Raw genomic sequence first — 12,324 nt, 5'->3', positions numbered from 1 at the left:
CGTTGCTGGCTACTGATGCGGAGTTGTTGGATCGGGTGTTGACCGAGATGGCTCGGCAGGTGTGCGAGAGCGATCCGCGTACGTTCGGGCAGCGCCGCGCCGATGCGCTGGGGGTGTTGGCGGCCCGCGGCGACCGGCTGGTCTGTCAGTGCGGTGCCTCGGATTGCCCGGCGGCGGGGCCGGATGCGCGGGCGGCGGCGGTGATGATTCACGTGCTCACCGATGGCCTGCCGGTGCCGGTCGCTGATCCGCTGCTGTCCGGGGATCCGGCCGCACCGCTAGTGCCTGAGCCAGCGCCGCCCGCGCCTGTGCCTGAGTCAGTGATCGAGCCGGTGGTCACGCCCCAATCTGAGCCGGCAGCCGATTCGCGGCCTGCCGAGGCACCGGCCCCTGCTGCGGCCGACGCGGCCGGCGACCCCGCGCCTGCTCCGGCGGCTGACGCGGCGCCCAGCCCCGTTCCCGTCCCGTCTTCGGCTCAGCCCCCGGCGCCGGTGCGTACCCCGGTGGGCTATGTCGTCGGTGGCGGGGCGGTCCCGCCGGCGGTGCTGGCGGATCTGGTGGCGCGCGGCGCGACGGTCCGCGCCGTCGCCTCGGCTACCGATTTGGGCGCGGTGGCGCGGTACCGGCCGTCGGCGGCGATGGATGAGTTCGTGCGGATGCGGGCGATGACGTGCATGTTCCCGGGGTGTGATCACCCGGCTACCGCCTCTGATATCGACCACACGATTCCGTGGCCGGCCGGGCCGACCCATCCGGGCAATCTGAGCCCGAAGTGCCGCAAACACCACCTGCTGAAAACGTTTTACGGCGGGCCCGATGGGTGGCGGGACCGTCAGCAGCCCGATGGCACCGTTGTGTGGACCGCGCCCACCGGTCACACCTATATCAGCGTGCCCGGAAGCCGAATCCTGTTCCCTCGCAGGCGGGTTGACACGCCGTTACCGGACGGGCCGCCGCCGGATTCCGCCGACCTCGACACTGACGCTCCGCCGGCCCCCGGCCGGGGCGTCATGATGCCCATTCGCGGCCGCACCCGGGCGCAGAACCAGGCCCAGCAGATCGCCTACGAGCGCGCCCTCAACCAAGCCGACATCGACGCTCAGCAGGCCGCGCAAGAAGCCTTCGAGCGCCAACGCAAAGAACGCCAAGAACGCGAAGCCGCCCGCGAAAGCGGCCGCCAAGCCGATGAAACACCGCCATCCACCGAGCAACACACGCCCACTGAAAACGACATCCCACCACCGCGGTGAGTGCTCGGATCGATTGATCTGCCCGCCCGCGACGATCGTTGTGTCGGTCTGCGCCGGCCGGGGCACGTCTGCCATGCGCGGCAGGACTTGGTGCGGCTGACAGAATGGCACGGTGTCGGAAGGTCTCTGGATCGCGATAGCGATCGTTGCTGTTCTCGTTGTCACCGCTCTGGTGGTCGGATTCGTCCGCTACCGGCGCAGCAGGATTTCGTTGTCCGCGCCGGAGGAGACTCCGAAGCTGGACCGTTCCGGCGGCTACACGGCGTCATCGGGCATCACGTTCAGTAGTTCGGACACCGCGGAGAAATTGCCGACCGTCGGCGACGACGCCGAGATTCCGCGGGACTCGCGCAAGCGCACCATCGCCGATGTCCAGCTGCCCGAGCCGGAGGTCGTGGCCGAGCCGGAAGTGGTTGCCGAGCAGCCGGAAGTCGTTGCCGAGCCGGAGCCGACGGTCACGCCCGAACCTGAGGCAGCACCCGAGCCTGAACCGGAGGCAGCACCCGAACCGGAAGCTGAACCCGAGCCAGAGGTTGCTCCGCGCGATGAGATCGCACCGACCGCGGGCCGGTTGGAGCGCCTACGTGGCCGCCTGGCCAAGTCGCAGACAACGCTGGGCCGCAGCATGCTGGGCCTGCTGGGTGGCGGCGACCTCGACGAGGACTCGTGGGAGTCCATCGAAGACACTCTGCTGATCGCCGACCTGGGTCCGGTCGCCACCGAGTCGATCGTCAGCGCGCTGCGCAGCCGCATGGCCGAGGCCAACGTGCGCACCGAGACCGACGCCCGTGCGGTGCTGCGTGACGTGCTGATCAACGAACTGCGGACCGACCTGGACCGCTCCATCAAGGCGCTGCCGCACGCCGACAAGCCGTCGGTGTTGCTGGTGGTGGGCGTCAACGGAGCGGGCAAGACCACCACCGTCGGCAAATTGGCCCGCGTGCTGGTCGCCGACGGCCGCCGCGTCGTACTCGGCGCCGCAGACACCTTCCGTGCCGCCGCGGCCGACCAGCTGCAGAGCTGGGGCGCACGCGTCGGCGCTGACATCGTGCGCGGCCCCGAGGGCGCGGACCCGGCCTCCGTGGCGTTCGACGCCGTCGACAAGGGCATCGCAGCGGGCGCTGACGTCGTCGTGGTGGACACGGCGGGCCGGCTGCACACCAAGACCGGTCTGATGGACGAGCTGGGCAAGGTCAAGCGCGTCGTCGAGAAGCGCGCCAAGGTCGACGAGGTGCTGCTGGTGCTCGACGCCACCATCGGCCAGAACAGCCTGCCGCAGGCCCGCGTGTTCGCCGAGGTGGTCGACATCACCGGCGTGGTGCTGACCAAACTCGACGGCACCGCGAAGGGCGGCATCGTGTTCCGGGTGCAGCAGGAGCTCGGCGTACCGGTGAAGCTCGTCGGCCTCGGCGAGGGACCGGACGACCTGGCACCGTTCGAGCCTGCGGCCTTCGTCGACGCGCTCTTGGGCTAGCCGCCGCCTCCCGAGCTGTCGTGAACACTTGTGAAAACCCCCTATTTCGACCGAAATAGGGGGTTTTCACGACTGTTCACACGGCGCCGTAGGGCCGACGAAGAGGGCCTTAACCGCGCCGAAACGTAACTGGTCGATCCGTTCACATACGTGAAACGCCCGCGCGCCGTCGGCGAAACAACCGATGCGCAAAGTTCTGGCCTAGGTCATCGGCGTCTGCCCATGACATAGGTGAAGGAGGAAGCGGCCAGTGGATGGATTCCCTATCTTGGGCACGCCGGACACCGGTGACACAGCATGGATGTTGGCGAGTGCTGCGCTCGTGCTGTTGATGACACCCGGTCTGGCGTTCTTCTACGGCGGCATGGTGCGCCGTAAGGGCGTGCTCAACATGATCATGATGAGCGTCAGCGCCATGGGCGTCGTCACCGTGTTGTGGGTGCTGTTCGGTTACTCGTTGGCATTCGGCAACGACAAGTGGAGCTTCGTCGGCGATCCGACGCAGTACTGGGGACTCAAGGGCCTCATCGGTGGCAACTCATTGGTGCCGCACCTGGCCGCGGGAGCCACCGCGGCCGTCAAGATTCCTCTCGCCGGGACCATCCCACAGCTGGTGTTCGTGGCGTTCCAGCTGATGTTCGCGATCATCACCGTCGCCCTGATTTCCGGCGCCGTCGCCGACCGCCTCAAGTTCGGCGGCTGGCTGCTGTTCGCCGGCCTGTGGGCCACCTTCGTCTACTTCCCGGTCGCGCACTGGGTGTTCGCGTTCGACGGCATCACCGGCGAGCACGGCGGCTGGATTGCCAACAAGCTCAAGGCAATCGACTTCGCCGGTGGTACCGCGGTGCACATCAACTCCGGTACCGCGGGCCTGGTGCTGGCGATCATCCTGGGCAAGCGGGCCGGCTGGCCCACCACCCCGATGCGGCCGCACAACCTGCCGTTCGTGATGCTGGGCGCCGGGCTGCTGTGGTTCGGCTGGTACGGCTTCAACGCCGGCTCCGCGCTGAACTCCGACGGTGTCGCCGCGTCGACGTTCATCACCACCACCGTGGCGACCGCTGCCGCCATGCTGTTCTGGCTGCTGACGGAGAAGATTCGCGACGGTCACGCCACCTCCCTGGGCGCGGCATCGGGCATCGTCGCCGGCCTGGTGGCCATCACCCCGTCCTGCTCGTCGGTCAACGTGCTCGGTGCGCTGGCGATCGGTGCGGGTGCCGGTGTGGTCTGTGCGCTGGCGGTCGGCTTGAAGTTCAAGCTGGGCTTCGACGACGCGCTCGACGTCGTGGGCGTCCACCTGGTCGGTGGTCTGTTCGGCACTCTGATGGTCGGCCTGGTGGCCGCTCCTGAGGCCCCGGCCGCGGTCAAGGGTCTGTTCTACGGCGGTGGATTCGACCAGCTGTGGCGTCAGGCCGTCGGTGCGTTCGCGGTGCTCGCGTACTCGGCGATCGGTACCGCTATCTTGGCCTTGATCGTCAAGTACACCATCGGTCTGCGCCTTGACACCGAAGACGAGGCCAACGGTATCGACGAGGCCGAACACGCGGAAACCGCTTATGAATTCGCGTGATCGGGAAGGATTTACGGTGACATCCACGGGTACCGCGGTTATTTGGAAGGAATTGCTCAAATGAAGTTGATCACGGCGATCGTCAAGCCGTTCACGCTCGAAGACGTCAAGACCGGTCTCGAGCAGATGGGCATCCTCGGGATGACCGTCAGCGAGGTGCAGGGCTACGGGCGCCAGAAGGGCCACACCGAGGTTTACCGTGGCGCTGAGTACTCGGTGGACTTCGTGCCCAAGGTTCGAGTTGAGGTCATCGTCGACGACACGTCGGTCGACAAGGTTGTGGATGTCATCGTGCAGGCCGCGCGGACGGGCAAGATCGGTGACGGCAAGGTGTGGGTCACCTCTGTCGAGACCGTTGTCCGCGTCCGCACGGGTGAGCGGGGCAGCGACGCCATCTGACGTCGGCTGACCACCAGATGACAATGCAGACACCAGATTCCGCTGCCGGAGCCGACGATACTTCGGTTTCGCCTGCTTCGGCAGCGGGATCAACCCGTCCGGCAAGCGACCTGAGCGCTGCGGTCGAGCAGTTGCTCACCGGCGGCGCGCGCCGCCTCGATTCGGTGGCGTTGCGCGAGGCTCTGGTCGATCTGTATGAATTCTGGCTTGCCGCAAAGGCAACCGAGATCGGTATCACCGAGACCAGTGGATTCTCCATCGTGGCCACTGGCGGTCTCGGACGGCGGGAGATGCTGCCGTACTCCGACCTGGATTTGATGCTCCTGCACGACGACCTGCCGCAGGCCGACGTCACCGAGGTCGCCGAGGCGCTGTGGTACCCGTTGTGGGACGCCAACATTCATCTCGATCACAGCGTCCGGACGGTGCCGCAGGCACTCAAGACCGCGGCCGGTGACGTCTCTGCCGGGCTGGCCATGCTCGACGCCCGGCACATCGCCGGCGATTCGGATCTGTCGTCCCTGTTGGTCGGCGGGGCCCGGCGGCAGTGGCGGACCGGGATCACCTCACGCTTCACCGAATTGATCGAACACGCCGCGGCGCGGTGGGAGCGTTCCGGTCAGATCGCGCACCGTGCCGAACCGGATCTGAAGAACGGCCGCGGCGGCCTGCGTGATGTCCAGCTGCTCAACGCACTGGCCATGGCGCAGTTGGCCGACGTCTACCCGAGTCGTTCCGTGGCTTCGCCGATCGGCACCCTGGGCGACGCTCACCTGGCACTTCTCAACGTTCGCACCGAGCTCCATCGCGTCTCTCACAAGGGCCGCGAGATGGTGCTGGCCCAGTACGCCGACGAGGTCGGCGCCGCGCTGGGTATCGGTGACCGCTTCGATCTGGCGCGCATGATCAGCGATGCCGCCCGCACCATCAGCTTCTACGTGGACGCCGGCGTGCGGACCGCGGGGAATGCCTTGCCGCGCAGAGGCTTTGCGGCACTCAAACGGCCCGTCCGGCGACCGCTGGACGAGGGTGTGCTGGAGTTCGGCGGCGAGGTGATCCTGGCCCGCGACGCCAAGCCGCAGCGCGACCCCGGCCTGATTCTCCGAGTGGCCGCCGCGGCGGCCACCAACGGACTGCCCATCGCGGCCTCGACGTTGGCGCGGCTGGCCGAGTCGGCGCCCGAATTGCGGGCACCGTGGCCGAAAGAGGCACTCAACGACCTGCTGGTGATGCTGGCGGCCGGGCCGGGTGCGGTGTCCACCGTGGAGGCCCTCGACCGGACCGGCCTGTGGGGCCGGCTGTTCCCGGAGTGGGGCGCGATCCGTGACCTGCCGCCGCGCGACGTCGTGCACATCTGGACCGTCGACCGGCACCTGATCGAAACCGTTTCCCGGGCAAGCGCTTTCACCACCCGCGTGGACCGGCCCGATCTGCTGGTGCTCGGTGCGCTGCTGCATGACATCGGCAAGGGCCGTGGTGGCGATCACAGTGTGATCGGCGCCGAACTGGCCAATCAGATCGGTATCCGGCTCGGCCTGTGGCCGGCCGATATCGAGGTGCTGGTCAAGATGGTGCGCTACCACCTGCTGTTGCCGGAGACGGCGACTCGGCGAGACCTGCAGGACCCCAACACCATTGCCGCGGTGGTCGACGCGTTGGGCGGCGATCCGCTACTGCTGGAGCTGCTGCACGCGCTGGCCGAGGCGGATTCGCTCGCCACGGGTCCCGGCGTGTGGGGCGACTGGAAAGCCTCCCTGATCGGCGATCTGGTCCGGCGGTGCCGGCTGATGATGGCGGGGGAGGACCTGCCGCACCCCGATCCCATTGATCCACAATTACTTTCGCGAGCCGACCAGAGCGGTGTCCACGTAGAGCTCACCGCGGCGGACAGTGCGCACCTGTTCAACGTCACGATGCTCGCCCCGGATCGGCGCGGCCTGCTGTCCAAGGCTGCCGGTGTACTGGCCCTGCACTCGCTGCGGGTGCATTCGGCGTCGGTCAACAGCCACGAGGGGCTGGCCATCAATACGTTCGTGGTGTCGCCGCATTTCGGCGCGCCGCCGGCCGCCGAACTGCTGCGCCAGCAGTTCATCCTGGCGCTCGACGGCGATCTCGACGTGATCGCCGCACTCGAGCAGCGCGACGAGGAAACTCCGGCCGCGACGCGGCGGGCCGGTGAGATTCCGGCAGCGGTGCCGGGCTACCACGCGATCGCGCCACCCCGCGTGCGCTGGTTCGAGGGTTCCTCGGACGAAGAGTTCGTGGTGCAGATCCGCAGCGCCGACCGGCCCGGCCTGCTCGCCCGCCTGGCCGCGGTGATCGAGCGCAAGGGCGTGGACATCGCCTGGGCCAAGGTGACGACGCTGGGCGCCACCGTCGTCGACGCGTTCGGTCTGGTGGTTCCCGAGGACTTCACGGCCGCCGAGGCCCGGACCGCGTTCGAGCAGGATCTCTACGCGGTGTTGCCTGCGCCCGTGCCTGTCAAGCCAGCGGTGATCACGGCCGAGGTGAGTTAGCGAGCTCGGCGCTTCCGCACCAATTCGTGACGGCGTCAGGGGCTGCTGCCGCGTCCCCGGCCCACGCGACGTAGCCGTCGGGCCGGATCAGCACGGCGGGCGGCAACTGGTCATCGACTGTGACCGCGCAGGTGAGGTCGGTGCGGTCGAGCGTCAGACCCCTCTTGGTCAGCAGTAGGAATCGGCCGTCACGCAGCAGTTCGTAGACCCGGGTGCCGGTGCACGCCACGTCGGGCATCCGTCGCCCGACCAGCGGGTGATCGCCGCGCTTGCGGGGATAACTGATCCCGATTCCGCTGAGCCGCCCTCCCATGGCGCGCCTGGTCGGCCCGGTGCTCAGTAGCGCGGTGATCGCGATGCGCCGCAGGAGTCGCCGCGGCAGGCTGCGGCCCAGGACCAGTTGATTGAACGCGTCGGTGAGTTTGAGCACCTGTGCGCCGACGGCATGGCGTTCGCGCTGATAGCTGTCCAACAGCCAGGCCGGTGCGGTGCCCTTGACCGCCGACGCCAGCTTCCAGCCCAGGTTCATCGCATCCTGGATTCCGGTGTTCATGCCCTGTGCCCCGAGGGGTGAGTGGACGTGGGCCGCGTCCCCGGCGATGAAGCAGCGGCCGACGCGATACCGGTCTGCCTGCCGGCGCTCGGACAGGAATCGGGTACTCCAGCGCATCTCGCCGACGCCGAAGTCCGTTTTCGCGATGCGGTGCAGGGAGTCCGTGATCTCTGAAAGCGGTACCGGCTCGCCGAGTGGCACGTCTTCCCGGGTCCGGTCCCACGCGATGGCGCGGAACCAGCCGTCGCCGAACGGGACCAGCAGTACGACGCCGTCGGGACTGTTCGCGGCGGCCAGCCCACCGGCCGGGGGGTTCGCCAGCCGGACATCTGCCAGCAGGATGTGGGTCTGGTACTGCTTGCCGGCGAACCCGATGCCCAGCATCGTGCGCACCGGGCTGTGCGCACCGTCGCAGCCGACGAGGTAACCGGCGCGAACCGAGCTCTGGTCCGCGAGTCGCACGGTGACCCCGTCGCTGTCCTGTGCCAGGCCGACCACCTGCGCGCCGTAACGGATTTCGACGCCGAGTTCGATGGCGCGTGCGGTCAGCACCCGTTCGGTCAGGCTCTGCGGTGCCATCAGCACCATCGGGTAGCGCGTGGGTAATTCCTGCAGGTTGATCGCGGCGCCGGGAACGGGGCTCACGCTCTGGACGGGGAGCCCGCGCTGCACGAGTTCGTCGGCCAGACCGCGGGCGTCGAGCAGTTCCAGGGTCCGCGCGTGCACGCCGAAGGCCCGGGTGATGTTCGGGATGTCGCGGCGTTGTTCGAGCAACTGCACCGCGACACCGCGCATGGCGAGTTCGCATGCCAACGTCAGGCCCGTCGGGCCGGCGCCGACAACGACGACGTCCGTGGTGTTCATGGTGGTCATCTCAGACTCCTCAATTAATTCATCAGGTAATGAATTCATCGTGTGATGAAATACTGCGCGCCGGGACGTCACCGTGTCAAGGGCACGGTGGTGCCGAAGTACCGGCGACGGGCGCTGCGGTTAGGCTTAACCCCGTGTTTGAATCCCTGTCCGACCGGTTGACCGGTGCGCTGTCGGGTCTGCGCGGCAAGGGCCGGCTGACCGACGCCGATATCGACGCCACCGCCCGCGAAATCCGCCTGGCCCTGCTCGAGGCCGACGTGTCGTTGCCGGTCACGCGCGAGTTCATCGGCCGGATCAAGGAACGGGCCAAGGGCGCCGAAGTCTCCGGTGCGCTGAACCCGGCGCAGCAGGTCGTCAAGATCGTCAACGAGGAGCTCATCGGCATCCTCGGCGGCGAGACGCGCCAGCTGGCGTTCGCCAAGACGCCGCCGACGGTCATCATGCTCGCCGGTCTGCAGGGTTCCGGTAAGACGACCCTCGCCGGCAAGCTGTCGAAGTGGCTTAAGGATCAAGGACATACCCCACTGCTGGTGGCCTGTGACCTGCAGCGCCCGGGGGCGGTCAACCAGCTGCAGATCGTCGGTGAGCGGGCGGGCGTCAACGTCTTCGCGCCGCACCCGGGGGTCTCGCCCGACGGCGTGACCATCGACCAGATGACCACCGGTGACCCGGTGTCGGTCGCGGCCGCGGGTCTGGCCGAGGCCAAGGCCAAGCACTTCGACGTCGTGATCGTCGACACCGCCGGCCGCCTCGGTATCGACGAGGAACTGATGGCCCAGGCCGCCGCGATCCGTGACGCCGTCAAGCCGGACGAGACGCTGTTCGTCCTCGACGCGATGATCGGTCAGGACGCCGTCACCACCGCCAACGCCTTCCGTGAGGGTGTCGGCTTCACCGGTGTCGTGCTGACCAAACTGGACGGCGACGCCCGCGGTGGTGCCGCGCTGTCCGTGCGTGAGGTCACCGGTGCGCCGATCCTGTTCGCGTCTGCCGGCGAGAAGCTCGAGGACTTCGACGTCTTCCACCCGGACCGCATGGCCTCGCGCATCCTGGGCATGGGCGACGTGCTCACCCTGATCGAGCAGGCCGAGCAGGTCTTCGACCAGAAGAAGGCCGAAGAGGCCGCCGCCAAGATCGGCTCCGGGGAACTGACGCTCGAGGACTTCCTCGAGCAGATGCTGATGATCCGCAAGATGGGTCCCATCGGGAACCTGCTGGGCATGCTGCCGGGCGCCGGTCAGATGAAGGACGCCCTCGCGGCCGTCGACGACAGCCACCTGGACCGCATCCAGGCCATCATCCGCGGCATGACCCCCGCCGAGCGGTCCGATCCGAAGATCATCAACGCCTCGCGGCGCCTGCGCATCGCCAACGGTTCCGGTGTCACGGTGGCCGAGGTCAACCAGCTCGTCGACCGCTTCTTCGAAGCCCGCAAGATGATGTCGCAGATGGCCGGTCAGATGGGAATGCCGTTCGGCCGCAAGAACTCTCGTAAGGCCGCCAAGGGTAAGAACAAGCAGGCGGGCAAGGGCCGGAAGGGTGGCCGGGGCCCGACGGCGCCGAAGGCGCCGGCCAATCCGTTCGGCCTGGATCCGAGCGCGCTGCCGGGCGGTTTCCCGGACCTGTCGAACATGCCGCAGGGGCTCAACGAGCTGCCGCCGGGTCTTGCCGACTTCGATCTGTCGCAGCTGAAGTTCCCGAAGAAGTAGCCGTCGTGGCGCTGCACGTTCGCGGTCGGGGATTGCCCGATGGCGACGAGGTGCAGTGGTGGATACACAGCGGCGTGCTGTCGGCCGAGCCGATCGCCGGCGCCGAGACGATCTTCGACGGCGGCTGGATCATCCCCGGCCTGGTCGACGCGCACTGCCACGTCGGTATCGGGCCGGGCGGCGCCGTCGAGCCCGACGAGGCCGAGCGGCAGGCCGAGACCGAGCGGCAGGCCGGTGCGCTGCTGCTGCGCGATGCCGGATCGCCGGTCGACACCCGCAGCTTCGACGACCGTGACGATCTGCCACGGATCATCCGGGCGGGCCGGCACCTGGCCCGGCCCAAGCGTTACCTGCCCGGCCTGCCGATCGACATCGAGGACGAGTCGCAGCTGCCGCAGTACGTCGCCGAACAGGCCCGTCGCGGTGACGGGTGGGTCAAACTGGTCGGCGACTGGATCGACCGCGGCGTGGGGGACCTGGCGCCGTTGTGGTCCGACGACGTCCTCAGCCAGGCCATCGACGCCGCTCATGCGGCCGGTGCCCGGGTCACGGCGCACGTCTTCGGCGAGGACGCGCTGCCGGGGCTGATCAACGCCGGCATCGACTGCATCGAGCACGGCACCGGGATCACCGACGACATCATCGAGCTGATGCTCGCCCACGGCACGGCGCTGGTGCCGACCCTGATCAACATCGAGAATTTCCCCGGGATCGCCGAGAAGGCGGCCAAGTTTCCGACCTATGCCAAGCACATGCGCGATCTGTACGCGACGTGCCCGCAGCGCGTCGGTGCCGCCCACGAGGCCGGCATACCCATCTACGCCGGTACCGATGCCGGCGGCATGATCGCCCACGGCCGCATCGCCGACGAGGTTGCCGCCCTCGGCCGGGTGGGACTGAGCCCGACGGACGCCTTGGGCGCCGCCAGCTGGGATGCGCGAAAGTGGTTGGGGCGTCCGGGATTGGAGCACGGCGCCTCGGCCGATCTCGTCTGCTACGCCGAGGACCCGCGGCTGCCGGGCGTGCTCGACCACCCCACGTTGGTCATGCTGCGCGGCCAGGTCTACTGACTCAGGCGTATTGGCTGAAACCCCAGTCCAGCAGCTGCCGTGCCTGCGGGTAGAGATCGCCGGTGCCGTACATCTGCACCACGACCAGCCGGTGGTTACCTCGTTGCGCCGCGCCCACGTAGGTCTTGCGGGCCCGGTCCGTGTAGCCGGTCTTGCCGGCGACATCACCCGGGTATCCCGTCAGCAACTCGTTCTGACTGGTCAGGGTCTTGCCGGGAAACTGAGCCGACGTCTGCCGGAAGATCTCGGCGATCACGGGATACGTCAGCGCCGCCCGGTAGATCACCCCGAGATCGCGCGGTGTGGTGATCGACTCCCAGCCGGGTCCGTCGAGCCCCGACGGTGAACCTGCGCGGGTGCTGCGGGCGCCGAGCGCCGCGGCCTTGCGATTCATGGCGGCCACCGTGACGCGCTGGCCGCCGAGCATGTCCGCCAGCATGTTCGCGGCGTCATTGCCCGACACCATCAGCAGCGCATCCAGGAGCTGGCGCACCGAATAGACCTGGCCGGGTTTGAGCCCGACGCACGAACACTCGACCTTGGTGTGCGACTCGTTGGCGCGTCCCAGGGCATCCGGACGCAGGTTGTCCAGGACCACCATGGCCAGCAGCGGCTTGATGGTGCTGGCCGGCGCGTATGAGCCGCCCGGATCCTGTGACGCCAGCACCTGGCCGGTGTCGAGGTCGGCGACCAGCCACGCTTTGGCCGGGCCGTTGGCGAATGCCTGTGCGCCCGTGGGTTGCCCGGTGGGTTCGGCCGTCGCGAAGGGTGTTGCGAGCGGCGCCGCCAGAATCGCGCCGAGTGCCAGCGCGGTCGCCGTGAACAGTTTGCGCACGAGCGCCGACGCTACGGACTCCAGGCTGCGATCAGCTCGCGCCGAGATTCCGGTCGGGTATCGGTTGTTTTC

General features: G+C 68.2%; 9 protein-coding genes. 7 read left to right on the top strand and 2 right to left on the bottom strand.

Annotated elements, in window-relative coordinates:
- The 5 genes from QRN63_RS26990 to QRN63_RS26970 all read left to right on the top strand — a co-directional run.
- Positions 1 to 1,250 (top strand): HNH endonuclease signature motif containing protein (locus QRN63_RS26990; RefSeq protein ID WP_285034003.1); only part of this gene is annotated, 1,250 nt, incomplete at its 5' end.
- A 112-nt stretch (positions 1,251 to 1,362) separates the two neighbouring features.
- Positions 1,363 to 2,724, top strand: coding sequence for a signal recognition particle-docking protein FtsY (gene ftsY, locus QRN63_RS26985; RefSeq protein ID WP_267316921.1), 1,362 nt, complete (start codon positions 1,363 to 1,365; stop codon positions 2,722 to 2,724).
- A gap of 250 nt (positions 2,725 to 2,974) precedes the next feature.
- On the top strand, positions 2,975 to 4,294 hold the full coding sequence (locus QRN63_RS26980) for an ammonium transporter (RefSeq protein ID WP_285034001.1): 1,320 nt from the start codon (positions 2,975 to 2,977) through the stop codon (positions 4,292 to 4,294).
- 60 nt (positions 4,295 to 4,354) lie between these two features.
- Positions 4,355 to 4,693: a P-II family nitrogen regulator gene (locus tag QRN63_RS26975; RefSeq protein WP_155905933.1), complete on the top strand. Its 339-nt coding sequence runs from the start codon at positions 4,355 to 4,357 to the stop codon at positions 4,691 to 4,693.
- Positions 4,694 to 4,716: 23 nt separating this feature from the next.
- Positions 4,717 to 7,209 (top strand): [protein-PII] uridylyltransferase, encoded by a 2,493-nt coding sequence (locus QRN63_RS26970; protein ID WP_502888199.1) that lies wholly within the window; start codon positions 4,717 to 4,719, stop codon positions 7,207 to 7,209.
- Here the strand turns inward: QRN63_RS26970 and QRN63_RS26965 are convergent.
- A complete protein-coding gene (locus QRN63_RS26965; RefSeq protein ID WP_285033997.1) occupies positions 7,190 to 8,635 on the bottom strand; it encodes an FAD-dependent monooxygenase in 1,446 nt (481 codons plus the stop codon). The genes QRN63_RS26970 and QRN63_RS26965 overlap by 20 nt on opposite strands.
- 134 nt (positions 8,636 to 8,769) lie before the next feature.
- Here QRN63_RS26965 and ffh point away from each other — a divergent pair, with 134 nt between their 5' ends.
- Together ffh and QRN63_RS26955 are read left to right on the top strand one after the other, a co-directional pair.
- Positions 8,770 to 10,347 carry a signal recognition particle protein gene (gene ffh / locus QRN63_RS26960; protein ID WP_285033995.1) on the top strand — a complete coding sequence of 526 codons (1,578 nt, stop codon included), beginning with the start codon at positions 8,770 to 8,772 and terminating at the stop codon, positions 10,345 to 10,347.
- Positions 10,348 to 10,352: 5 nt separating this feature from the next.
- Positions 10,353 to 11,417 (top strand): amidohydrolase family protein, encoded by a 1,065-nt coding sequence (locus QRN63_RS26955; protein WP_285033993.1) that lies wholly within the window; start codon positions 10,353 to 10,355, stop codon positions 11,415 to 11,417.
- A gap of 1 nt (position 11,418) precedes the next feature.
- Here the strand turns inward: QRN63_RS26955 and QRN63_RS26950 are convergent, their stop codons facing one another.
- Positions 11,419 to 12,252, bottom strand: coding sequence for a D-alanyl-D-alanine carboxypeptidase family protein (locus tag QRN63_RS26950; protein ID WP_285033992.1), 834 nt, complete (start codon positions 12,250 to 12,252; stop codon positions 11,419 to 11,421).
- Between the last annotated feature and the right edge of the window lie 72 nt (positions 12,253 to 12,324).

Origin of the sequence: Mycolicibacterium sp. lyk4-40-TYG-92 (assembly GCF_030209435.1) — a bacterium.
GTDB lineage: Bacteria > Actinomycetota > Actinomycetes > Mycobacteriales > Mycobacteriaceae > Mycobacterium.
This window is presented reverse-complemented; position numbering and strand designations above follow the sequence as displayed.